This window comes from Bifidobacterium moraviense, from assembly GCF_012932365.1.
Taxonomy (GTDB): domain Bacteria; phylum Actinomycetota; class Actinomycetes; order Actinomycetales; family Bifidobacteriaceae; genus Bifidobacterium; species Bifidobacterium moraviense.
In genome coordinates this window covers 12,992-36,637 of record NZ_JAAIIH010000013.1, presented here as the reverse complement: position 1 = coordinate 36,637, position 23,646 = coordinate 12,992, and the positions used below count along the sequence as shown (strand labels likewise).

General features: G+C 70.9%; 13 protein-coding genes and 3 tRNA genes. 2 read left to right on the top strand and 14 right to left on the bottom strand.

Annotated features, from left to right (window positions below; translation table 11 throughout):
- Positions 1 to 86 precede the first annotated feature (86 nt).
- From G1C96_RS07855 to G1C96_RS07815, 9 genes are all read right to left on the bottom strand, one after another.
- Positions 87 to 1,535, bottom strand: coding sequence for a tagaturonate reductase (locus tag G1C96_RS07855; protein ID WP_169276037.1), 1,449 nt, complete (start codon positions 1,533 to 1,535; stop codon positions 87 to 89).
- Between the two features lie 107 nt (positions 1,536 to 1,642).
- Positions 1,643 to 2,860 (bottom strand): FAD-binding protein, encoded by a 1,218-nt coding sequence (locus G1C96_RS07850; RefSeq protein WP_169276036.1) that lies wholly within the window; start codon positions 2,858 to 2,860, stop codon positions 1,643 to 1,645.
- 159 nt (positions 2,861 to 3,019) lie between these two features.
- Entirely contained in the window at positions 3,020 to 3,190 is a 171-nt protein-coding gene (gene rpmG, locus G1C96_RS07845; RefSeq protein WP_003814458.1) for a 50S ribosomal protein L33, read from the bottom strand.
- 49 nt (positions 3,191 to 3,239) lie between these two features.
- Positions 3,240 to 3,313 (bottom strand) — tRNA-Met (locus G1C96_RS07840).
- 6 nt (positions 3,314 to 3,319) lie between these two features.
- Positions 3,320 to 3,391 (bottom strand) — tRNA-Thr (locus G1C96_RS07835).
- 1 nt (position 3,392) lies between these two features.
- Positions 3,393 to 3,474, bottom strand: a tRNA-Tyr gene (locus G1C96_RS07830).
- A gap of 137 nt (positions 3,475 to 3,611) precedes the next feature.
- Entirely contained in the window at positions 3,612 to 4,955 is a 1,344-nt protein-coding gene (locus G1C96_RS07825) for a glycoside hydrolase family 28 protein (protein WP_169276035.1), read from the bottom strand.
- Between the two features lie 98 nt (positions 4,956 to 5,053).
- Positions 5,054 to 6,790 (bottom strand): rhamnogalacturonan acetylesterase, encoded by a 1,737-nt coding sequence (locus G1C96_RS07820; RefSeq protein WP_169276034.1) that lies wholly within the window; start codon positions 6,788 to 6,790, stop codon positions 5,054 to 5,056.
- Positions 6,791 to 7,013: 223 nt separating this feature from the next.
- A complete protein-coding gene (locus G1C96_RS07815; RefSeq protein ID WP_169276033.1) occupies positions 7,014 to 8,318 on the bottom strand; it encodes an ABC transporter substrate-binding protein in 1,305 nt (434 codons plus the stop codon).
- Positions 8,319 to 8,987: 669 nt separating this feature from the next.
- On the opposite strand from G1C96_RS07815, the gene G1C96_RS07810 reads away from it, so the two are divergent.
- Positions 8,988 to 10,748, top strand: coding sequence for a glycoside hydrolase family 2 protein (locus tag G1C96_RS07810; protein ID WP_169276032.1), 1,761 nt, complete (start codon positions 8,988 to 8,990; stop codon positions 10,746 to 10,748).
- A gap of 16 nt (positions 10,749 to 10,764) precedes the next feature.
- Here G1C96_RS07810 and G1C96_RS07805 read toward each other — a convergent pair whose 3' ends face one another.
- The 4 genes from G1C96_RS07805 to G1C96_RS07790 form a co-directional block, all read right to left on the bottom strand.
- Complete coding sequence (locus G1C96_RS07805) at positions 10,765 to 11,766, bottom strand: LacI family DNA-binding transcriptional regulator (protein ID WP_169276031.1); 1,002 nt, start codon at positions 11,764 to 11,766, stop codon at positions 10,765 to 10,767.
- Positions 11,767 to 11,910: 144 nt separating this feature from the next.
- Positions 11,911 to 13,101 carry an Ldh family oxidoreductase gene (locus G1C96_RS07800; RefSeq protein ID WP_169276030.1) on the bottom strand — a complete coding sequence of 397 codons (1,191 nt, stop codon included), beginning with the start codon at positions 13,099 to 13,101 and terminating at the stop codon, positions 11,911 to 11,913.
- A 118-nt stretch (positions 13,102 to 13,219) separates the two neighbouring features.
- Positions 13,220 to 13,912 (bottom strand): GntR family transcriptional regulator, encoded by a 693-nt coding sequence (locus tag G1C96_RS07795; protein WP_240945169.1) that lies wholly within the window; start codon positions 13,910 to 13,912, stop codon positions 13,220 to 13,222.
- Positions 13,913 to 14,013: 101 nt separating this feature from the next.
- Positions 14,014 to 17,391 (bottom strand): glycosyl hydrolase 115 family protein, encoded by a 3,378-nt coding sequence (locus G1C96_RS07790; protein ID WP_169276028.1) that lies wholly within the window; start codon positions 17,389 to 17,391, stop codon positions 14,014 to 14,016.
- A gap of 232 nt (positions 17,392 to 17,623) precedes the next feature.
- Here G1C96_RS07790 and G1C96_RS07785 point away from each other — a divergent pair, with 232 nt between their 5' ends.
- Complete coding sequence (locus tag G1C96_RS07785; RefSeq protein ID WP_169276027.1) at positions 17,624 to 18,871, top strand: trans-sulfuration enzyme family protein; 1,248 nt, start codon at positions 17,624 to 17,626, stop codon at positions 18,869 to 18,871.
- On the opposite strand, the gene G1C96_RS10380 is transcribed toward G1C96_RS07785, so the two are convergent.
- The gene (locus G1C96_RS10380; protein WP_169276026.1) at positions 18,868 to 23,646 is read right to left on the bottom strand and encodes a transglutaminaseTgpA domain-containing protein; all 4,779 of its coding nucleotides are present in this window, start codon (positions 23,644 to 23,646) and stop codon (positions 18,868 to 18,870) included. The genes G1C96_RS07785 and G1C96_RS10380 overlap by 4 nt on opposite strands.

Sequence of the window (23,646 nt, the reverse complement as noted above, 5' to 3'; positions counted from 1 at the left end):
GGCCGCCGCCACGCCGCTGCGGACGTGACACCGACCCCGCCGATCCTCGGCAATGCGGGAAGGAAATTTTTAGATGCCGGGCCCTCTCAGGCGAGCGCCTCGATGAGCGGCTTGATGCCGCCGTCCTCGATCGCCTTCACGTCGGCCTCCACGGCCTCGGCCAGCCCCTCGACCGCCGTCAGGTCCTCGCCCCACAGGGACGCGTCGGACAGCACGGTCGTCACGAACGAGGCGCGGTCCTGCGCGGCGTTCCTGATCGCGGCCACCACGTCGTCGGAGTCGTTGATGCGCACCTCCACGTCGGTCAGGCCGCCGTACGTGGCCAGCAGCGCGGCCAGCGCGAGCGTGATGCGCGGCGGCAGGCCCTTGCCCGCGTCCACGTTGGCGTGGACCACCGGCATCAGGCGCGCGGCGAACTTGGAGACGGAGTTCAGACCGATCGAATCCAGCGCATGCCTGACGAACGGGTTGGCGTAACGCTCGCACACCGCGTCGGCGAAGGCGTTGAGCTCGTCCTCGGGCAGCGTGAGCACCGGGATGATGTCCTCGTGCATCTCCCTGACGATGAACGAGCGCATGGTCGGGTCGTTCATCACCTCGCCCACCGTGGCGAAGCCGGCCAGACGCGCCACCTGCGCCATGGTGGTGTGCGGGCCGTTGAGCAGGTAGACCTTGCGCTCGCGGTACGGCTGCACGGCGTCGGCCGTGACCAGGTCGATGCCCAGCTTGCGGGCGGGCAGCAGCTCGTTGACCTTGGCCTGCGCCTCCTTGGAGCCGGCCACGGCCCACAGCAGGAACGGCTCGGCCTTGACCATGTTGTCGTCGCGGTAGCCCAGCTCGTCCCACAGGGCGTCCGCGTTGTCGCGCGGGAAGCCGGGGACGATGCGGTCCACGAGCGTGGAGACGAACGTGTTCTCGTTCTCCAGCCACGCCACGAAGTCCTCGCCGTAGCCGAACTTCTCGGAGGTCTCCTTCAGGCACTGCTTCAGCGCCACGCCGTTGTCCGCGATGAGCTCGCACGGCACGATGAGGAAGCCGGGCAGGCCGTTGTCGAAGCGGCGCTTGAGCAGCTGGGCGAGCTTGCCCGGGTAGCTCTTGGCGGGGCGGGCGTCGGCGGCGTCCTCGTCGGACAGCGCGATACCGGCCTCGGTGGTGTTGGACACGATGATCTGCACGTTCGGGTCGTCGGCGAGCGCCAGGTAGGCGTCGAAGTCGGCGTACGGGTCCACGGTGAGACCCACGGAGTCGATGACCTCGCGCGACTGGACCTCCTTGCCGTCCTTGAGGCCCTCGAGGATGACCGTGTACAGACGGTCCTGCTGCTCGAGCTCGGCGACGCGGCCGGTGGGCAGCGGCTGCACGATGGCGACGTTGCCGTTGAACAGGCCGTTGTTGTTCAGCTGCTGCACGATCCAATCCACGAAGGCGCGCAGGAAGTTGCCTTCGCCGAACTGGACGAGCTTGATCGGGCGGTTGGCCGCATCGGCGGTGGTGAGTCCCCGCTCGATGGCGACATTGGCATTGAGCTTTTCCATGACTGGTGTGTTCCTTTCGTCTGGTGTCTCCAGACTAGGGCGGTCATGGCGCGACGGCGCAACCCATTGCCACGCGTTGCAGCTGCGCCGTCACGGGTGCCGCGCGACTACGCCAGATCCATGCCGATGACGACCGGCTCGGGCACGAGGCGGATGCCGAAGCGCTCCTGCACGCCGTCCCGGATGGTGCGGGCCAGCGCGGCCACGTCCGCGGCGGTGGCGCGTCCGCGGTTGGTGAGCGCCAGCGTGTGGCGCGTGGACAGCGACGCGGGGGCGTCCGCGGCGGTGCGCCCGTCCGCGGCGAACCCCTTGGGGAATCCGGCGTGGTCGATGAGCCAGGCGGCGGAGGTCTTGATGCCGGGCGTGCCGTCCGGCAGCGTCGCGGCGAAGCGCGGGGCGTCGGCGGGCAGCGTCGCGAGCGCGGGCGAATCGGCGGGCAGCACCGGATTCATGAAGAAGCTGCCGCAGCTGTGGCGGTCGAAGTCCTTCTCGTCGTTCCCGTTCGCTTCGCGCAGGGCGGCCAGGTCGGCGGCCACGTTGGCCTCGCGCTTGGTGCCGGCCATGTCCGCGGCGAGGTAGCGGTTGGGGTCCTCGAGCATGCCCTTGGACGCGCGCACGCGCAGCACGGCGTCGCGGATCGCGCGGGTCTCCAGACGGTCGCCCACCTCCACGCCGAGCGCCTTGGCGAGCTGGCCGTAGCCCACCGTGCCGGTGGCGCTGTGGCGCAGCGCGAACGTGACGGAGAGCACCACGTAGCGCGGCGTGGGGAAGAACCGGTCGGCGGGCACCGCCGGCGCGGCGTACATGCTGGCCTTGAGCGCGGACGTGCGGTAGCCGAAGCCGAGTTCGTCGTGCGCAAGGTCGCGGGTCTTCTTCTCCGCGCGGTCCCACACCTCCACGGATTCGACCACGTCGCCCACCTCCTGGCCGTACGCGCCGATGTTCTGCACCACGCTGGCGCCCACGGTGCCGGGGATGCCGGAGAGACCCTCCACGCCCTCGAGTCCGATGCGCACGCAGAACTCCACCAGATCGTCCCAGTTGGCGCCGGCCTCGGCGTTGACGTGCACGGTGCGGTCGGCGCCCTCCACGGGCGCGGCCTCGTCCGGCACGGTGATCAGGCGGCGCGCGTCGCGCACCACGAAGCCCATGAAGTCGTCGTCCGAGGCGAGCGTGTTGGAGCCGCCGCCGATCACGTACAGCGGCAGGCCGCGCTCGTCGGCGTCCTCCACCGTCTCGATCACGCCCACGCGGGAGGTGGGCTCGATGAACCGGGCGATGCGGCCGCCCACGCCGATGGTGGTGATGTCTGCGAACGAAGTCATGGTCACCACCCTAGTGCCCGCGCGGGAAGTCCGGCCAGAGCCGGGCGCGTGAGATGCCTCACAGCGGGCGCCCGGGCGCCGGCACCGACGCCGGGCGCGGATACAAGAAAACCCGACCGGTGAGGGTCGGGTTTCGAAAGTCTTGGAACAGACGGAGACTCAGCGGGTCTCGCGGTGCACGGTCTGCTTGCCGCAGCGCGGGCAGAACTTCTTGAGCTCGAGACGATCCGGGGTGTTACGACGGTTCTTGGTCGTAATGTAGTTGCGCTCCTTGCACTCAGTGCATGCGAGCGTGATGCCCGGGCGAATGTCGGCGCTCTTGCTTGCCATGTCTTGTCACCTCTGTCTTCGTGTGTTCACCGACTGCCGTCGGCCTTTGTAGCGAGGAAGAGACTCGAACTCTTGACCTTGCGATTATGAGTCGCACGCTCTAGCCAGCTGAGCTACCCCGCCATGGAGAGCCCCGAGTGAGAATCGGACTCACGACCTCTTCCTTACCAAGGAAGTGCTCTACCACTGAGCTATCGGGGCGTGGCGGATAGTGGATTCGAACCACTGAAGCACGAAGCGGCTGATTTACAGTCAGCTCCCTTTGACCGCTTGGGAAATCCGCCATTGCCGCACTTGACCAAGGCCGTGCGCGGCAACTTGACCATCATGCCATGGAATCCGGAATAATGCAAATTCCGCGACACGCGGTGAAATTCCGCCGTTTTGGGGCACCCCTCGCATCGGGCGCCCCTCGCCGGGATCACCGTTCGGCCAGGTTCACATGCACCCTGCGCGCCGATTCGGCGAGCACGATCGGCGTGTCGGCGTACGCGCCCTCGCGCCTGAGCGTGCCCTCGATCCGCACGTCGTCGGCGTGTCGCACGTAGACCGCCGGGATCTCGTGCTCGTACAGGCCGCGGGCGCTCGGCTGCTCGTCGAACCACCTCGCCGGCTGCGTGCCCTGCGCGCGCATCGTCAGGTCGAGATCGGAGACGCGCACGTTCTCGATCACCGCGTCCTCCTCCCCCGCGATGAACACGCACGACTCACACGTCATGGCGATGTGGTCGAACGTGACGTTGCGGATCACGCCCGGACGTGGCACGGTGGGACGCGCGCGCGGCGTGGCGGAGACGAAGATCGGCTCGCCCTTGCCCCACCAGCCGCCGCGCCGCCCGTCGCGGTAGGAGTCGGCGTACTGCCTCGTGGCGCCGGAGACGTGGTGCACGTGGATGTCCTCCACGGTCGCGCCGTCGCGCACCCAGATGCCCACGCCGCGCGAGCAGTCGCGGAACACGCAGTCGGACAGGATCACGTTGCGGATCGCCGAGCCGGTCTCCGTGCCCACCTTGAGCGCGGAGTCGCGCGAGGCGAGCACGCAGTTGGAGATGACCACGTTCTCGCAGGCGCCGTAGCGCTTGGCCATGGGCGGCGTGTTCTTGACCACGATCGCGTCGTCGCCGGTGACCACGATGCAGTTGGAGATGACCACGTCCTTGCAGGTGTCCGGGTCGATGCCGTCGTTGTTGGGGGCGCGCTGGTCGTTGAGGATGCGCACGCCCTCCACGCGCACGCGGTTGCAGCCGGCCATGTGCAGCGTCCAGAACGCGGCGTCGCGGAAGGTGACGTCGCGCACCGTGAGGTCGGTGACGTCCTCGAAGTACGTGGTGCGCGGGCGCCCCCACAGCTCGCCCCTGACGGCGAGCGGGCACTCGTGGAAGCCGTTGTCCGAGTCGTCGTCCCAGAACACCTTGTCGCCCTGGCCGTAGATGGTGCCGTGGCCTTCGATGACGATGTCCTCGGCGTGGCGGGCGAACAGGAAGCAGCCGCCCTCCCAGCCGGCGTTCTCGGTGTCGTCGTCGAATTCGGCGGCGAAGTCGATGCCGTCCTCCGACCTGAGGCTGCTGATGAGCCACGCGCCGGTCTCCAGATGCAGCGTGACGTGGCTCCTGAGCACGATCGCGCCGGACAGGAAGCGCCCGGTGGGCACCACGACGCGGCCGCCGCCGGCCTCGTGCGCCCTGTCCACGGCGGTCTGGATGGCCTCGCGGTTGTTGGTGACGCCGTCGGGCACGGCGCCGAAGTCGGTGATGACGTAGTCCATGGGGGTCCTTTCGGGGATCGGTGGGGTGAGCGGGCGTTCGGAAGATGCGGCGGGCGGAAGCGAGACGGGAGGAACAAGGCGGGGCGACGGACGGGGACTCAGGGCAGCGGCCCCGCCAGCGTGATGGACGCGGGGCGCGGGTCGATGCCGAAGCGGTCGGCGTTCGCGGCGAGGTACCCCATCGCGGCCACGGGCACGATGGGCAGCGCCGGATCCTGCGTGATCTCCTCGGTGCGGTAGGCGACGAGGGCCACGACGTGACCTGCGGCCAGCGCGTCGGCGAGCGCGGGGCGCGCGGCGACGACCGGCTCGGGGTCGATCGCCTCGCCGACGTAGAGCAGCACGTCGAGGGGGCGGCGGGCAGGAGCGGCGGCATCGGCGGACGCGGCGCCGGGGATCGGCGTGAGCAGGCGGACCTTGCGGAACGGCGAGATGTCGCCGGCGACGTACGGTTCGGCCGTGTACTTGAGGTACAGCGGGTCGAGGTACTGGTCCACCACGAGCTGGGGGCGGTCCACGTCGTGGGCGCGCGGGGGCAGCGGCCAGTCGCCGAAGCCGCGGGTCACGTGCCCGGCGAGCGCGCGGTAGTCGCGCGCCTCGGCGGAATCGGCGCCGGCGTCCCACGAGCCCAGCACGCGCCGCAGCTCGCCGGCCACCATGCCGGCGATGCGGTACGCGCCCACGTCGTGCATGTGGGTGCGGTCGCCGGCGTGGTACATCGGGCGCGCCCCCTCGTCGCCGAGGCCGGTGACCAGCGCCATGCTCAGGGCATGCAGGTCGACCACCGGCACGTGCTCGTCGCGGCCGAGCTCGATCACGGCCTGCGCCCAGTCGCGGAGCAGGTCGTGGTAGGTGCCGTCCGGGTTCCACGTGTTGCGGGCGAGGGATGTGACGAGGATCGGGCGGACGCCGGCCGCGCGCGCCTCGGCCACGTAGCGGGCGAGCTCGCGCCGGTAGCCGCCGCGCGCGTCGAGCTCCGGGCGCTTCTGGTCGTTGTGCCCGAACTGGATGACCAGATAGTCGCCGGGGCGCCAGTCCGCGCGCACGGGCTCGTAGTGGCGCCCGGAGCGGAAGGTGAGCGTGGTCAGGCCGGAGCGGGCGTGGTTGGAGACGGCCACGCCGAGGTCCAGCCAGGCGGGGAGCATCGCGCCCCAGCCGCAGTACGGGTCGGAGGGGGCGTACGGGTACTGGGCGCCCTCGTCGGTGACGGTGGAGTCGCCGGCGATCCACACGACCGGCGTGCGGCGCGTGCCGTCGGCGCCGCACGCGGGCCCGGAGCCGTCGTCCATGGGCTCCACATGGACGCGCACCGGACGCGCGTGGGCGCCGACCACCGCCAGCGCGACGAAGCCTACGGCCTGCGGCGCCTGATGACCGCGAGGCACGAAGTCGGAGACGTTGACGACGGCCTCCACCTCCAGCGGCGAGCCGTCCGCGGGCAGTTCGCCGCGGTACGCCAGCTGCCTGTCGCCGGCGAAGACCAGCACGTCGCGCCCGTCCAGACCCGTGTCGGACACGTCGCCGTGACGGGCGTCCGGCCCGTGGCCGTCGATGACGAGACGGACCCGGTAGCTGCCGTGCGCCGGCACGTCCACGCGCACCACGGACGGCACGAATCCGGAGGTCTGCCCGGCGCGGAACGCCATGCCCGGCCGGTACCAGCCGAACGGCCCGAAGCCGCCGTTGAGCTCGGCGTCGGGCGGCACCGCGCCGTCGGCGCGCACCTGCGGCGTGACGAGACCCCAGCCGCGGGCCGCGTCGTACGCCACGGGCCCGCCGTCCGGCGCGACCAGCTCGGCGTCGCCGGTCCGCATGCGCTTCGCGTGTTCCGTCATTCTCGATCAGCTCCCCGTACATCGGTGTACTTCATGGATGGTTGCCAATATACCCGCCGACGGCATTGATATATCAGCTGCGCATTGACGTTTCTGGCTCAGTCGTTCGCTTTTCTTGCGCCGTTCGGCGTCCCATGCGCGGACGGCCCGGCCCACGGGGCGAAGAGACCTCCGTCCCATGGACCGGGCCGTCGCGGAAACCGGGCCGGCGGCCGCGGAGCCCTTACTTCAGGGCGTCCTGGGCCTTGGCGATGAACTCCTGGGCGGCGCCGGCGGCGTCGAGCTTGCCGTACATGATCGATTCCTCGATGGTGGGGATGACGGTGGAGTTGATCTCGGCGGCCTTGGCGGGCATGGGCTGGTTGATCGGGGAGCTGTTCTCGCCCACGGTCTTCTGGTAGTCGGCGGCCACCTTCTCGTACTTGGTGAGGGACGGGGTGATGGCGTCGATCATCTTGCTGGAGATCGGGATGCCGCGGTCGGTGAGCATGATCTTGGCGGCCTCGGCGTCATTGGTGTAGAAGTTGATGAAGTCGGCGGCCAGGTCCTTGTTCTTGGAGGTCCTGGAGATGGCCCAGTACTGGCTCGGGTGCACGTAGTTCGACTTCTTCACGTTCGCGCTGGGCCACGGGGCGAGGGCGAGCTCGTTCTTGTCGCTGACGTTGGCGAAGGAGACGATCTGGTTGGACCAGGACAGCGAGACCCAGGACTGCGTGTCCGGCGACGAGTAGTTGACCAGCGGGGACTGCTCCTGCGAGTTGAGCGTGATGCCGGTGTAGAACTCGGCGGTCAGGTGCCAGCCTTCCTTGTAGCCGTTCTCGAAGACCTTGAAGTACTCCTCGTAGTACTTGGGATCGGTGGTGCCGAGGGCGTCGCCGTCGAACAGCGAGACGTCGTGGGCGCGCAGGTTGTACTCGAGGTTGTAGGCGTCGCCCATGTAGCCGAAGTGGGTGCGCACGCCGGCCTTGGCGTACACCTCGCGGGCGATGTTCTGGAAGTCGTCGAGCGTCCAGTTGTCCGGGATCGTGATGCCGAGCGAGTCGAGCAGGGTCTTGTTGTAGACCATGGTGGGCGCGTTGACGGCGCTGGGCAGCGCGTACAGCTTGCCGTCGGTGCCGCGGCCGGAGGACACGGTGTTGTCGTCCACGTCCGAAAGGTCGATCTTGCCGGAGGAGACGTAGTCGTCCAGCGGCTCGAGCAGCTTGTTGTCGATGTACTGGCTCAGGTAGGAGAAGTCCATCTGGATGATGTCCGGCAGGGTCTTGCCGGCGGCGTTGGTGGCCATCTTCTGCCAGTAGTCGTTGTACTGGGAGAACTGGCCGTCGATGGTCAGCCCGTCGTGCTTGCCGGCGAACAGGTCGTCCACCTTGCGCTGGCGCTCGTTGCGCGTCTGGTTGCCCCACCACGCGATGGTGAGCTTGCCGGAATCGGACGAGCCGTTCGAGGACCCGCCGCCGCATGCGGCGAGGGAGACGGACATCGCGCCGATCGCCGCCACGGCGATGGCCTTCCTGACATGGTTGTTCATGATCGTGACCTTTCTTCCTTGAAATGTCTCAGATGACGCCGTGCACGGAATCGATGCGATGCGGGATCGATGCAGCGACCGTGCGGCGTTCTGATGGCTGTCATCGTAACGGCTGCGCGACGGTCCCGGAGACGGAGTCCGAGGCGCGCGGCGACGCGGCGCGGGCCGGGGCCGACGGAGCCTCACGGGACGCGGCGCGCGGCGGTCGCCATGCCGCGAAACCCTTGGAACGACGCGGATCTCACGCCATCGTTCCTTCGGCCGGACCGCGCCGATGCGGTCGGACGGAAGGTCGGCGGCACGCGGCAGTCGCGCGACGGCCCCGCGATCGCGCCGCACGTCTCCGCGACGCGCGCCGCAACGGCCCGAGAACCGTTGCGGCGCTTGGCTTTCCGGTCGTCCGCGCATCGCGCCCCGCGCCGCGAAACACACGATTCGCGAAAGACATACCGAAATTTTTCGGTCGGCGTGCGAATCGGCGTCGTCCCAAGGCGACACGCCGCCGGGCATGCGCCGACGCCCCGATGCGGACCCCCGGAAGCCCCGGTAGCGTTGCGGTCATGAGGTTCGCCGAGGACGACGGCACGGCACGCCGGAGCCGACGCGGACCACCCCACCCGACGCAGCGCCGCGCCGACGCCGCCCGAACCCCAAGAAACCGAGGTCCCCATGCTCCGCACCTTCGACACCCACCGCATCCGCCGCACCACCGAACTGGGCGGCCTGTGGGATTTCACCGTCCTGCCCGAGGAACCAGCGGAAGGCGCCACCGAACCCGCCGCATCCGAACCCGCGCCCGCCGCATCGCGCAAGGTCACCGTCCCCTCCTGCTGGCAGACCTACCCCGGCCTGGAGAACTACCGCGGCCGCGCGCGCTACTCCACCACGTTCGAGGCCGAGGGCAACGTGCGCCTCGAGTTCAAGGGCGTGAGCCACTTCGCGCGCGTGGAGCTGGACGGCAGGCTCCTCGGCGAGCACTACAACGCCTACACCCCCTTCGTCTTCGCGGTCCCCGCGCTCGCCGCCGGCGAGCACCGGCTCGACGTGACGGTGGACAACGCCTTCCGCGAGGACTACGCGCTCAACTTCCCCAACGACTACATGTCGTACGGCGGCATCTCGCGCCCGGTGGCGCTCGACCTCGTGCCGGACACGTCCATCGAACGCGTCCACGTCACGCCCGTCACGCCCGCGCACGGCGACGGCAACGGGAACGGCGACGGCGAGGGCGTCTGGAAGGCGCACGTGGAGGTCTGGTGCCGCACCCTGCGCAAGCCGCGCGCCGGCACCCGCATGGCGCTGCGCGTGGAGCTGGCGGGTCAGACCGTCGAGGCCGACGTGACGCCCTGCGAAGGCGAGTACGAGTACCTGGCGCTGGCCACCACCGTGGAGTGCCCCGGCGTCCGCCCGTGGACCTGCGAAGACCCGGCGCTGTACCCGGTCACCGCCACGCTGCTCGTCAACGGCAGGCCGGCGGACGACCTCATCGACCGCGTGGGCTTCCGCACCGTGCGCGTGAACGGCGACCGCATCGAGCTCAACGGCAAACCGATCGTCATCCGAGGCTTCTGCCGCCACGAGGACCACCCCGCGTTCGGCAACGCGCTGCCCCCGCAGGCCATGCAGGTCGACCTCGACCTCATCGAGGACATGCACGGCAACGCGGTGCGCACCAGCCACTACCCCAACGACGAGCGCTTCCTGGACATGTGCGACGAGCGCGGCCTGCTGGTGTGGGAGGAGAACCACGCGCGCGGCATGGACGAGGAGCACATGCGCAACCCGCACTTCCAGGCGCAGGCGGCGCAGGTGATCCGCGAGATGATCGAGACGCACTACAACCACCCGTCCATCGTGATCTGGGGCATCCTCAACGAGTGCGCCAGCAACACCGCGTACGGCCGCGAATGCTACGAGCGCCAGTACGCGCTCATCCGCGAGCTCGACGTCTCGCGCCCCGTCACCTCCGCCACCTGCCACATGCGCGACGACATGTGCCTCGACCTGCCCGACGTGGTCTCGTGGAACATCTATCCGTACTGGTACGAGGCCAAGAGCGCCACGCGGATGATCACCGACCAGCTCGCCTACACGCGCGAGCACGGCGGGGCGGGCAAGCCGCTCATCATCTCGGAGATCGGCGCCGGCGCGATCTACGGCTTCCGCAACCGCGACGAGGAGATCTGGACCGAGGAGTACCAGGCGAACACGCTGCGCAAGCAGCTCACGGAGGCGTTCGATGAGCCCGCGGTGACCGGCGTGTTCATCTGGCAGTTCTGCGACGTGCGCGTGGACCGCGAATGGTGGCGCGTGCGCGCCAAGCGCCGCAACGACAAGGGCATCGTGGACGAGTTCCGCCGCCCGAAGATGGCGTACGACGCGGTCAAGGAGGTGTTCGGCGAGGTCGCGGAGCGCCAGGCGACCGTCTGACCGGACGATCGGGCGGTCAGACACCGCGCGTGGAGGACCGCTGCACCACCGTGCCGCCGAAGCGCTCCACGCCGCGGTGCCCCGCGCCGTCGATGAGCTCCACCAGCCGCTGCGCGGCCAAGGCGCCCAGCTCCACGAGCCGCAGGTCCACGCTGGTGAGCGTGGGGCGCGCGTTGCGCACCTCGGTCTCGCGGTTGTCCACGCCGATCACCTGCACCTCGTCCGGCACGCGCACGCCGCGCTCGCGCAGGGCGTCCAGGGCGCCGCGGGCCAGCTCGTCGTTGCCGCACGCCAGCCCGTCGAACGCGGCGCCGCGCGCCATCGCGTCCGCCACCGCGCGCCGGCCGCCCTCCTCGCGCCATGTCTCCCCCACGGAGACGAAGGCCGGGGAGAGCCCCAGCTCGCGCAGGCGGTCGCGCGCGCCCCTGAGCCGCTCGACGGCGGACCGGCGCGTCAGATCGCCCACCACGATGCCCACGGACGTGCAGCCGCGTTCCACCAGATGGTCCACCTGCATCGCGCCCACGCCGCAGTCGTCGTGCAGCACGGCGAAGTCGTTCGGGTCCGTGGAACGCCGGCGCGCGTACACCACCGGCACCGGACAGTCCACCGAGGGCTCGCTGGGGTTCGCGTTGTCGCCCATCATCAGCAGGCCGCGCACGCCGTAGCGCACCAGCGAGTCCACGTACCGGTTGCGCAGCTCGGGGTCGCCGTACGCGTTGGCGAAGAAGACGGGCACGCCGCGCGAACTGAAGTAGCGTTCGGCGCCGGCCAGCACCGGCATGGCCATGAGGCCCATGCGGTCGGAGGCCACCATGCCGATGGGGCGCACGCCGGCCACCGCGGCGGCGGAGGCGTTGCGCGGCTCGAAGCCGAGCGCCTGCGCGCAGCGGATCACGCGCTCTCGCGTGGAGGCGCGCACCTGCGGGGCGTCGTTGAGCGCCTTCGATGCCGTGGCCACGGACACTCCCGCGGCCCTGGCCACATCCGTGAGGTTCACGCGTGCGCGGCGTGCCATGATTCGCGGCTCCTTCGACGTCGTCCGTTGGGCCGGTTCGCCGGCCCCGTACCAGCACAGCGTACACGGCGGAGACGTCGGAGGAGCGCCGGGCGCCGCGGCCGAACGCCACGGCCGGGCGCCGACGGGAACGCCGGCGGGGCCTCAGCCCAGCGCGTCCCTCCAGTCCACGCCGACGCCCTCGGCGATGGCCTTCAGCTCGGAGACGGTCTTGCGGTACAGCGGAACGCCGCGCTCGAGACGGTCCTCGTAGGCCGCGGCCTCCTTGTCGCCGTGGACCAGCACGCGGCGGCCGGGGACCGAGGGCAGCGCGCGGATCTCGTCCAGATAGGCGGAGAAGCGGGCGCGGATCGCCTCGGGGTCGCCGTAGATCCGGGGGTCGATGGCCACGAAGGCGTGGCAGATGCCGTTGACCGGGTCGCCCTTGGCCGTGGAGTCGGTGGTGGCGCCGCCGGAGACGATGGCGGAGAAGAACTCCACGAGCATGGAGAAGCCGTATCCCTTGTGTCCGCCCGTGCACTCGGCGTTGCCGCCCACCGGCACGATGCCGGCCTCGTCGTTGTAGCGCAGCAGATGCGCGAGCGCGTCCGCCGAGTCGTTCATCGGCTCGTTGTCCGGGTCCACCACCCACGTGGCCGGCAGGCGTCTGCCCTGCTTGGCGTAGAGCTCCACCTTGCCGTAGGCCACCACGGAGGTGGAGGCGTCGAAGAAGAAGGGGTGCGGGTCCGCGGGGATGGCCACGGCGATGGGGTTGGTGCCGAGGAACGGGCGGCTGGCGTACAGCGGCAGCACGATCGGCTCGGTGTTGGTCATGGACATGCCGATGAGCCCCTGCTCGGCGGCCATGTGCGCGTAGTAGCCGGCGGCGCCGTAGTGGCAGGAGCGGCGCACGGCGGCGATGCCGATGCCGGTGGTCCTGGCCTTGGCGATGCAGGCGTTCATGGCGTCCACGCCGTTGAGCTGGCCCATGCGGCGGTGGCCGTCGATGATGCGCGAGACCGGGGTGTCGAGCACGGTCTCGGCGCGGGCGGCGGGGTCGATCTTGCCGCCCATCTGGGAGGCATACAGCTGGAAGCGCTGCAGGCCGTGCGAGTCGATGCCGTGCAGGTCCGCGAAGCCGAGCACGTCGGCCACGACGAGCCCCTCCTCGCGCGTGTAGCCCCATGCGCCCATGATGCCGGCGACGAGTTCGCGCAGCTTCGCCGGGTCGTAGCGGCGACGGGCGTCCGCGTCCTCCGGCGCCTGCATGGCGAACGGGTCGAGGGCGTCGGCGTCAGGCCCGGATTCGGGTTCGGGCGGCGCGGTGAAGGTGGGTGCGGCGATGGTGGCGGTCATGACGATCCCCTCCTTGGGATTCCATGTCTGATATATCAACTGATATATCAGATGATAGACGCGGCGACCGCCGCCGTTTCATGCGTTGCCACGACTTGCTTGCGTGGCGCCTCGGTGCCTATTCGGCGAAGAAGTCCGCGCGCGAATCGGCGATCGCCAGATACCCCTCGCGCGTGGCGTCCAGATGCGCCCTGAGCGCGGCCTCGGCGGCGTCCGCGTCGCCGGAGAGCACCGCGTCGATGATCGCCACGTGCTCGCGGTACGAGGCGAGGATGCGGTCCGGCGCCAGCGCGGAGAAGAAGCGGATGCGCTGGCTCACGGCCATGAGCCGCGCCATGAGCTCGGTCAGGTACCGGTTGCCGGCGGCCTGCGCGAAGTACATGTGGAAGCGGAAGTCGAAGTCGTCCTCGATGGTGTCGGACTGGCCGCCGCCCCCGGCGATGCGGCGTTCCATGTCGTCGCGGAACGTGAGCAGCACGGCGCGGTCGACGCTCCCCCGCGCCAGCGCGGCGCGCACGGACGCGGGTTCGATCACCAGACGCGCGTCGAGCATGTCGTCGATGCCCGCCACGGAGATGGGCGTCACCACGATCCCCCGGCGCGGGTAGACGCGCAGCAGCCCCTCCTCCGCGAGCCGGGCGATGGCCTCGTGCACCGGGGTGCGGCTGAATCCCAGATCCGCGGCGATGGCCTTCTCGTCCACCAGATCGCCAGGGCGCGCCTCGCAGAACACGATGCGCCGCCGCAGGAACGCATACGCGCGCTCGGCCTTGCTGACGGCACGCTCCTCCCCGTCCTCGCCCGCGCTCATCGTCACCGGCACCTCCTCTGTCCTCTGCGTCTCCCCATGCTATCGACGAACGGCCGGCCCGCGCAATGCGGAACCGGCCGTGACCATGGACGGCGCAGACGTCACCGGCACTCCTCGGGCGTCGACGCGGGCGCATAGCCGCCGCCGAGCGGGCCGTCGTCCCCGAACGCGCCGGGATCGGCGGCGACCTCCGCGCCGGCGCCGAACGAATTGGGCGACTCCTCCGGCCCCACCAGCCCGTCGCCGAGCGCGCCGGGGACCGTCTCGATCATGATGGACGTGAACGCGATCGAGGCGTCGGAACGGTAGACGGTCAGGTCGTGCCAGCCGGGCGTGGGCACGTCGATGGTGAACTCGATCGGCTCCACCATGCGCATGATGTTGCTCGCCCACCGCGGTCCGCGCCAGCGGTACTCGCCCTCGAGCTGCGCGCGATCCGGGACCGCGCCGTCGAGCCCGATGGCGGTGCGGCACGTGAACGGCGGCTCCTCCTCGTACTCGTAGTCGCCCACCTTCACGTAGGCGTCGCAGTCGGGGCCCTCGTTGAGCGTGGGGATACGCGTGAACACGCCGCGGAAGCGTCCGGAGGACGTGAAGTGCACGCGGTACACGGCCCTGGCCGTGCCGGCGAAGTCGGCGGGATCCACGCGCGCCGCGGTGTCCGGATACGCCTTGAGCGCGCCGCCGCGCGGCCCCAGACCCGGCACGGGCGCCCACGTGGAGCCGTCCTCGCCCGCCGACACGGCGCTCACGTGCGCCGCATCGATGACCACGCGCCCATTCGCCTCCGCGAAGGACAGGCCGTCGAACGTCACGCGGCGCGGGTCGGCCGTCACGTCGAAGCGCGCGACCTGCACGTCGCCCGCCGCATCGCCGTCCGCGCCGCCCACGGCGTACACGCGGATCGCACCCGTGACCGGAACCTCCGCCCCGGCGAGCGCGTCGGCGCCGAAGTCCACGCCCACGGCCACGCGGCGCTCGCCGCGCACCGTGCCGCCCTCGCTCGAGAGCACGATCCACGGGTCGGCCTCGGCGCGCCACGCCACCGGTTCGGCGCCGCGGTTGAACACGTCGAAGTAGCGCGGCATGGGTTCGGCGTCCTGCGCCGCGAAGCGCAGCGTGCCCGAGCCGGCGCCCCACGAGCCCTCCGCCGAGGCGCCGAGGCGCAGCGCGGCCGGAGCACCGGCGGGCAGGGGCTCCACGGGCGCGAACTTGGAGGCGTCGAGCACCAGGATGCCCTCGTTGCTGTTGTACGGATCCCCGGACACGGGGTGCGCGTGGCCGATGGCGTGGTCCCACTTGCCGCCGTTCACCGCCCAGAACCGGTGCTCCAGCTCGTCGATCTCCCGCGCGGCCTTCAGCGACAGCTCGCGGTAGGCGGCGGCGCTGTTGGCGCGCCCCTGCGCGGCCGCGAGGCGATGCTTCCAGAAGTAGGCGTATTCGCGCGCCACCGCGGCGTAGCTGTGCACGTGGTGGCCGAGCTCCAGGTACAGCGCGTCGCGCGCAGGCTCGGGCAGCGTCTCGGACACGGCGTCCAGCTCCGCGGCGATCGCGTCGCAGCGGCGCACCAGCCGCAGCGCCTCGTCGCCGTCCGCCACCGGGGAGAACGGGTATTCCCACGCGCGGTTGAAGCCCACGGACTGCGTGGAGACCGGGTTGGCCACGCCGAAGAACTCGGCGCGCTTGGTGCCGTTGAGCCGGGAGAACTCGCCGATGACGCGCCCGATGCGCCGGGCCTGCGCGGGGGTGGCGCGGAAGTCGCGGCGCGCGTGGGCCGCGTACAGCTCGGGCAGACGCGCGGCGGTCACGGACTCGGGGTCCCACGCGATGCGCGCGTACAGCTCCATCCCGATCTGTCCGGGCGTGATGTCGCCCACGTTGAGGATCCAGAAGCCGGTGGCGCCGGTGAGGTACGAGCGGCGCAGCTCCTCGGCCATGAGCGCGTACTGGATGGAGTTGAGCCACAGCCAGCTCTTGGGGTAGCCCCAGTACGAGTTGTGGTAGTAGACGCCGGAGCCGCCGGAGCGTTCGCGCTCCTCGGCGGTGGGGATCTGGCGCACGTAGCCGTAGTTGTCCTCCGCCCACATCAGGATCACGTCGTCCGGCACGTGCTCCTTGAGCCCGTGGTTGTACAGCTCGCCGATCTCCTTGTACGGCACGAACACCTGCGCCACCGCGTCCTCGGCGCCGAACACCTCGGCGATGAGCCGGCGCTGCTCGCGGATCACGTCCGCCATCATCGCTACCTCGGTGCCGAACGTCTCGCTCAGGTCCGCGCAGCGGTAGGCGCCGTCGTGGATGCCGCGGATGCCCAGCGGGTAGATGTTCTCGTACTCGCGGTTGCGTTCCAGCGCGCCGCGCCAGTAGTCGAGGATCGCGTCCTTGTGGCGCGTGTAGTCGAAGGCGGCCACGGCGTCGTCGCCCTTCCAGTCGTAGTCGTCCCGGTGCGCCTCGAACCACGGCCTCCATTCGCCCACGTTGTTGCGCAGCATCATCTCGCAGTGCGACGCGGACACGACCACGCCGTAGCGGGCGGCCTCCTCGGCGTTGATCGGCGTGCCGTCCGGGGCGATCGCCTCGTTGAACGCGGCGGTGCCGGGGTGCATGGCCGGCCAGATGGCGTTGAGCCTCAGGCGCAGCATGAGCTCGAAGACGTGGCGGTAGAAGTCCACGTTGGGCGCCTTGTGCGCGGAGGGGCTGGCGGGAAACTTGCGCTCGCACCATTCGATGGTGCGCTCCTCGTCGTTGATGAAGATGCCGCGGTAGCGCACGGCCGGGCCCTCGTCCACCACGGGCTCGGGGAACAGGGCGCGCGCGTCCAGCACGGCGCCGGGGGCGAGCGTGGCGACGGGCGCGTCCGCGTACCAGTACCACGGGGAGACGCCGGCGGCCTGGGAGAGCGCGTAGACGCCGTAGATGGCGCCGCGGGCGTCCGAACCGGCGATGACGAGCGCGGAGGCGATGCCGGAGCCGGGGAGCGGATCGTCCACCACGGCGGTGGCGGTGGCCTCCCAGCGGCCGCGGATGCGGTCGGCGCCGGGAAGGCGTCCGGAGGCGGCGATGGCGTCGACGAGCGGGCTCATGCCGAGCACGCCCACGATCACGGCGAAGGGCACGGCGGCGTCCGCGGTCACGTCCGACGCGGCGCCGAGCGCCTCGCGCACGCGTTCCGGCGCGGCGGATTCGGCGACCGCGAGCCGGGGCACGCGCGCGGCGGCGTCCGCGCCGGATCGCGCGGGGTCCGAGGCCTCGGCGAGCCTCGCCTCGCGATCGGCCGTGGAATCCACGAAGGCGCGCTGCACCGCGCGCCAGTCGATCGCGCCGGTCACCATCGCCAGATCCTGACGCAGATCGGTGACGGCACGCAGCACCTGCCGATGGGCGCGTTCGGCGAAACGGTCCCCCCGGTATGCCGCGTCCACGATGACGGGCGCGGCGTTGCGTCCGTCGAACAGCAGTCCTGCAGTCGTTGCAGTCATGACGTGATCCTCCATACATCGTCGTCGCCGTCCATGGTGACGGCGCACTGTGCGTCTATGGTCCACTGTGGCACAGTGGAAAACTTTCATGGCAACAATTGCCCATTGTTGACATCGAGACGCGATTCGCTATACCAATGTCTTATGCGCGGCTGCAAAACGTTGCGGTTCCGCCGTTCTTCGCGTCCCGCGGCCCGTTGCGCCGCACGGCGGGGCATGCGACAGTTGGGCCATGACCTCAGATCTCGTGCATCACGGACAATCCTTCGACGGCAAGCCGCTGGGCTTCGCCACCAAGTCGATCCACCTCGGCAACGGCGTGGACGCGGAGACGGGCGCGATCCGCCGTCCGATCACGCTGGCCAACGCCTACGCGCTGCCCTACGACCCGAGCGACATCAACTGGTCCAGCTCGGACGTCAACCTGTACACCCGCAACGGGCATCCGAACCAGCGCTATCTGGAGGCGAAGCTCGCCAACCTCGAAGGCGCCGAGGACGCGGTGGTGCTCGCCTCGGGCGTCGCGGCGCTGGCGGCCACGTTCACCACGTTCCTCAATCGCGGCGACCACGCGATCTTCTCCGACACCACGTACATCGCGGCCTACCGTCTGCTCAACCAGATCCTGCCGGAGAAGTACGGCATCGAGACGTCGATCGTCGACACGTCCGCCCCGCGGAACGTGGCGGACGCGCTGCGTCCCAACACAAAGCTCGTGCACATCGAGACACCGGCCAACCCCACGCTCAAGGTGTCGGACATCCATGCCATCGCCGCATTGGCGCACGAGCACGGCGAGAAGACCGGCAACCCCGTGCTGGTGAGCGTGGACAACACGTTCAACTCGCCGTTCAACGTGCGTCCGCTCGATCTGGGCGCGGACGTCGTCATCGAATCGCTCACCAAGTACATCAACGGCCACGGCGACGCGCTGGGCGGCGCGATCGCCACCACCAAGGCGCGCACCGACCAGATCCGCTTCACCGCGCAGGTGAACTACGGCGGCATCATCTCGCCGTTCAACGCGTGGCTCATCAACCGCGGCTCGGTGACGCTGCCGCTGCGCATGCGGCAGCACAACGCGTCCGCGCTGGCCATCGCGCGGCATCTGGAGTCGCTGCCGGCGGTGCGGTTCGTGAGCTACCCGGGGCTGGAGTCGCATCCGGGGCACGCCGTGGCCGCCTCGCAGCTGGCACGCGACGACGCGGGATTCGGCGGCGTGCTCGCGTTCGGGCTGGACGCGGACCACGACGGGCACAACCGCTTCGTCTCCAAGCTCAACGTCATCACGTCCGCCGTGTCGCTGGGGCACGACGAAAGCCTGATCGTGTTCCTCGGCGAGGACGACGAGCGCCAGTACCTGTACCCGCCCGAGTTCCATCGCGGCTTCTTCCGTCTGGCCGTGGGACTGGAGGACACGGACGACCTGATCCGCGACATCGACCACGCGCTGGCCGAGGCCGGGTTCCCGGTCCGCTAGCCGCGCCCGCGTCTCCTCCCATGTCCGAACAGCGAAGGCGGGAGGAGGCGCCGTGCGCGCGTGACGTGCGCCCGCAGCAGGCCGAGCGCGCGGGGCACGGCGGCGTCGAGCGGTTCGGGCCCGGCGTCCGGCCCGCCCCATGCGGCGGCCATCGCGTTGGCGGCGATCGCGTGCACATCCTCGCGTTCCGGCGCCGACCCCGGCGCTTCGACGTTCCATGTGACCGCGGCGGTCTCGACGGCCTCGCCGATCTGCACGTCCGTGGCCGTGGCGGGCCACTCCACGCCGGCGTCGCGCGCCGTGTCCGTCATCTCCGCCCACGCGGCGGTCCACGCCCGGCGGTTCAGCGCCGCGTCGTCGCCCACCGCGATCGCCTGGTCGACGAGCCGCAGACGCCGCGTCCTGCGCCGGCGCCGCACGCCCCACGGCGCGAGCAGCGCGGCGGCGCACGCCAGCAGCGCGGCGGCGACGCGCAGCGCGACCACCGCCCAGTCGGGCCACGATGCCGTGACGCCCGGGCGCTGCACGGCCGTCCCGGCCTGAGAATCCTCGGTCGCATCCGTGGACTCGTCCGTGGGTTCGTCCGAGGCGTCGTTCGAGGAGGAGGCGCTCGCCGAGGCGGAATCCGAGGACGACGCGGTGTCCGAGGCGCTCGCCGAGGCGGAGGCCGTGGACGAGTCGTCGGCGCCGGACGAGGCGGTGGTGTAATCGGCGGCGGGCGTCACGTCGAACGGCACCCAGCCGATGTTGTCGACGTACACCTCCGTCCACGAGTGCAGCTGCTTGGCCATCACGTTGTACATGGCGCCGTTGGAGAGGCCGAAGCCGGGGTCCGTGCCGGACGAGCCCTGCGAGCCGGACGAGGACGATCCGGAGTCGGCGCCGGTGAGCCGCGCGTTGTCGCCGTAGCCGAGCACGATGCGGCTGGACAGCCCCAGCCCGCGCGCCAGCACGGCCAGCGCGGTGGCGTAGTGCGTGCAGTAGCCGGAGCGGTCCACGAGGAAGTCGTCCACCACCTCGAGGTTGTTGCGCCCGTTGCCGTCCGGCTGGCTCAGCGAATACACGAAGTCGGGCTGGGTGAAGTAGCGCACGAGCCAGCGCATCGCCGCGGTCTGCGACTGCTCGCTCGCCCCGTCCGTGGGCACGCCCTCCGCCTTGGCCTGGTCGATCACGGCCTGCACGTGCTCGGGCAGGCGCGAGGGCAGTCCGCCGTAGCGCGAGCGCAGCGCAAGGCCGGTGCCTGTGCTGGTCAGGTCGCTCGCCTTCAGCTCCTTGACGGCGGCGGCGTCCCAGTCCGTGTCGTCGCTCCGCACGGCGCCGATCGTCACGCCGTCGGACGTGTCCACGCCGCGGCGGTCGAAGAGCTCGTCCCGCTGCCGGGCCAGCTCCTCGATGCGTGCGGCGCGGCGGCGCGCGGCGTCCGCGGAGACGGTCGTGTCCTCGGTGCCGTCGCCGTTCAGGTCGTCGCCGGTGCCGGTGGGCTCGTCGCTCGCGGATCCGGAGTCGGAGTCGGCAGCGTCGGCGCCGTACTCGTCGAATCCGGTGAGCCTGAGCGCGAGCGTGAACGTGTGGTCGCGTCCGTAGCCGACCGCGTAGAGCTCGCCGTCCTCGATGCGCAGGCGGTTGCGGAAGTCGTCGTTGAACTCGATGGCCATGGTGCCGCCGGAGACCAACGGGTAGTCCTGGTCCGAGACGGCGCTGCCGGACGCATCGGAGACGAGGTACTGCGCGCGACCGGAGTAGTCGGTCCGCGTCTCGAGGTGGAGCGGCACGATCAGCCAGTCGCCGTCCACGGTGCCGAGTCCCTGCTCGGCGTAGGCCCGGCGCGCCTCCTCCTGCGTCTGCGGCGTGACGACGCGTGAGTCGAGCTCCGCGGTCGCGGCCTCGCGCAGCTGGTCGATGGCGTCGAGCCGGCCGAACTGGTCCTCCGAGGTGATCGGGGCGAGGTAGACGCCGACGCTCGTGTAGTCCATGTCCTGACGGGTGAGCTGACCGGTGGAGAAGACCGTGCCGTCGTCCGCGCGGTACCACCCGTCGCCGGAGACGTCCCCGACCAGGCTCAGCGTCTCGCCGGGCAGGGGCAGGAAGCGCGAGCCGAGCGTGCGGATGGTGACGCCGGTGTTCGAGGTCATGCCGTACGTCTGGAACAGGTCGCTGATCTGCAGGCCGCCGGTCGTGCCGGACGAGGTGCCGGACGTTCCCGCGCCGTCCGCCGAGCCGGTGCCGATGCCGGTGCCGCGCGACGTGGCCCGGCTGGAATAGTCGCCGTAGTAGCCCGAACCGTCGGAGTACGGGCCGCCGTAGTACTGCGATCCCGAGGAGAAGCTGCTCGACCGCCCCAGCAGCTGCACCGCGCGGATGGTGCGCGCGTAGGGGCTGGCGCGGCGCACCGCGTCGTCGTCCATGAGCCCCAGCACCGAAAGCCGACCCTGGAGGCGGCGCCCCTGCCCGGTCTCCGTGGTGTCGTCGGACTGCGGACGCCCCAGCAGGTTCACGTGGCCGCCGTAGAGGCCGCCGTCGGTGGCGAGCTGCGGGTCGTAGCGCCACGTGTCGCCGTTGAAGTCGTCGAGCGTGGCCATGCGGAAGTAGTACGGGGAACCCGAGGCGCTGGAATAGGTGAACACGATGGAGCTGGAGCCGGAGTTGAGTCCGCGCTTGAGATCCACGAGCGGGTTGACGGTGCTGGTGGTGAACAGGCCGCCGGGCGTGCCCACGGCGATCGGCACGCTCACCGCGAAGCTCTGCGCGGACGGCGTGAGGGCCAGCACCAGCGCGGTGGCCAGCGCGGACGCGCCCAGCGGCAGCGGCGCGAGCGCGCGCACCGGACGCACCGACCACAGCAGCACGAGCGCGGCGAGCACGGTGAACCCCACCAGCGGGAACGAGGGCACCGCGCCCACGAACGCGAACGCGAGGCCCATCACGGCCACGGGGATCGTGGCCACCACGGGCACGGCGAGCGGCTGGGTGAGCAGGCAGCGCATCAGCACGATCAACGCCGCGGCCAGCGCGATGAGCACCACGTTCGACCACCGTCCCACCGTGACCGGCGGCAGCTGCGCGTACAGCTCGTCGAATCCCATCTCGAAGGCGGTGGCGAACAGGCGCAGGTTCGAGCGCGTGACCGTGGTCTCCACGCCCGAGGCGTCCGTGACGACGGAGGTGACCGATCCGAACGGCCAGGTGCGGGCGGCGTCATGGATCGCGAACACGATCAGCGCGAACGCGACGAGCGCGGCGGCGAGCGCCCCGACAAGCGTGCGCAGCGCGGAACGCCATGCCGTGCTCGGCGGCAGCAGGATGGCCTCGGCGCTGGCCACAACGAGCCCCGCCAGCAGGAACGGCCACCACGTGCCGCTCACGCCCACCAGCGGGTTGAGCGCGACGAGCGTGCAGACGTACAGCACCGCAAGCGCCGCCACGGTGACGATGCGCGCGAGGCGCAGATGCCGCCTCCACGGGTGGTGCCACGGTTCGGGGGCGAGCGCCGCGGCCCCACGTTCCGCGGACGGGTCGCGCGTGGGCGAGCCGTTGGAGCCGTTGGAGACGCCGGAGGCGCGGTGCGCGGCGGGCAGCGGCAGCGGTTCGACGGGCAGCGACGGGGACGCGTCGTCCCGCGCGGCACGATCCGGGGCATGATCCGCCGCATATCCCGATGCGTGCCCCACCGCGCGGACCACGAGTGCGGCACCCACCGGCGTGGACCTGAGCGCGCGCTCCAGCGCGCCGCCGGTCTCCGCGGTGACGAGCGTGACCGTGAGCGGATGATGCTGCGCGGCGGCGAACCGGGCCGTGCGGCCCGCCATGGACGCCGGATCGGTCTCCTGCCCTTCCCGCGCGTCCGGGCGCATGGCCGCCAGGAACCGCGCGATGGCGAGGCGGTCGCCGTGGAAGCGCGTGCCGTCGCCCGCCGCGATCGGCGCGCCACGCCCCTGCAGCGCGCGCAGCCGGCGCATCACGTCCGCCGCCGCGGCGTCCAGATCGGTGCCGGACGCGGCCGCGGTGTCCACCACGATCAGCGTCATGGCCTGCACGTCGCGGTCGGATTCGCGGGTCATGAGCTCGCCGTGGTGCGCGGTGTGGCGCCACGAGATCATGCGCGGCGAATCGCCGGGCGCGTATTCGCGGATGCCGCTGGCGCCCTCGTTGGCTGACTGGTCCTGCAGCCGGGCGTCGGCGGCGAGCGACTGGCCGCCATGCGCGCCGGAATCGGGCGCCGGCAGCATCAGCGTCTCGCCGTCGTCGCGGATCAGCAGGCGCTGGCGCACCAGGCCGAACGGGTCCGACCACGTGGCCGCGAGCGCGCGGTGGCGGTACCGGCCGCGCTTATGCGGGATGGCGCCCGAACCGCGGTCGACGACGTCGCCGTGCTGGTCCAGCCGCTCCCACTGCACGGCCACGGTCATGCTGTGCGGCAGCACGAACCGGCGCCATCCGTGTGCGGGCACGTAGCCTATGAAGCCTTCGCGCGTGCGCGGCAGCGTGCTCGACTCGATCACCGCACGCGCCAGCGGCGCGCCCATCATGCGGCGCTGCACGCCGACGACGATCCACGAGCAGGCGGTGACGACGAGCAGGGCCAGCGTGGCGGCGCTCAGCGCGCGGTCGTCCAGCAGCAGGGCGAGGAAGCAGCAGCCGGCGCAGATCGCCAGCACCAGCAGGCCGGCGACGGTGGGGCGCATCAGGCCGTGGCGGTGCCAGCGTCCCTCGTGCGAGCCCTTGCGCCGGCCCTTGCGCGGGACTTTGCGTGCACTCCCGTCTGCGCGCCCGCCCAT

What these genes read in the sequence shown, in the direction of transcription:
- rpmG (WP_003814458.1), bottom strand. Translation starts at nt 3,190, where the DNA reads ATGGCAAGCAAGAGCGCCGACATTCGCCCGGGCATCACGCTCGCATGC.
- G1C96_RS07795 (WP_240945169.1), bottom strand. Translation starts at nt 13,912, where the DNA reads ATGAGCGCGGGCGAGGACGGGGAGGAGCGTGCCGTCAGCAAGGCCGAG.
- G1C96_RS07785 (WP_169276027.1), top strand. Translation starts at nt 17,624, where the DNA reads ATGACCTCAGATCTCGTGCATCACGGACAATCCTTCGACGGCAAGCCG.
- G1C96_RS07850 (WP_169276036.1), bottom strand. Translation starts at nt 2,860, where the DNA reads ATGACTTCGTTCGCAGACATCACCACCATCGGCGTGGGCGGCCGCATC.
- G1C96_RS07805 (WP_169276031.1), bottom strand. Translation starts at nt 11,766, where the DNA reads ATGGCACGCCGCGCACGCGTGAACCTCACGGATGTGGCCAGGGCCGCG.
- G1C96_RS07800 (WP_169276030.1), bottom strand. Translation starts at nt 13,101, where the DNA reads ATGACCGCCACCATCGCCGCACCCACCTTCACCGCGCCGCCCGAACCC.
- G1C96_RS10380 (WP_169276026.1), bottom strand. Translation starts at nt 23,646, where the DNA reads ATGGGCGGGCGCGCAGACGGGAGTGCACGCAAAGTCCCGCGCAAGGGC.
- G1C96_RS07855 (WP_169276037.1), bottom strand. Translation starts at nt 1,535, where the DNA reads ATGGAAAAGCTCAATGCCAATGTCGCCATCGAGCGGGGACTCACCACC.
- G1C96_RS07825 (WP_169276035.1), bottom strand. Translation starts at nt 4,955, where the DNA reads ATGGACTACGTCATCACCGACTTCGGCGCCGTGCCCGACGGCGTCACC.
- G1C96_RS07810 (WP_169276032.1), top strand. Translation starts at nt 8,988, where the DNA reads ATGCTCCGCACCTTCGACACCCACCGCATCCGCCGCACCACCGAACTG.
- G1C96_RS07820 (WP_169276034.1), bottom strand. Translation starts at nt 6,790, where the DNA reads ATGACGGAACACGCGAAGCGCATGCGGACCGGCGACGCCGAGCTGGTC.
- G1C96_RS07790 (WP_169276028.1), bottom strand. Translation starts at nt 17,391, where the DNA reads ATGACTGCAACGACTGCAGGACTGCTGTTCGACGGACGCAACGCCGCG.
- G1C96_RS07815 (WP_169276033.1), bottom strand. Translation starts at nt 8,318, where the DNA reads ATGAACAACCATGTCAGGAAGGCCATCGCCGTGGCGGCGATCGGCGCG.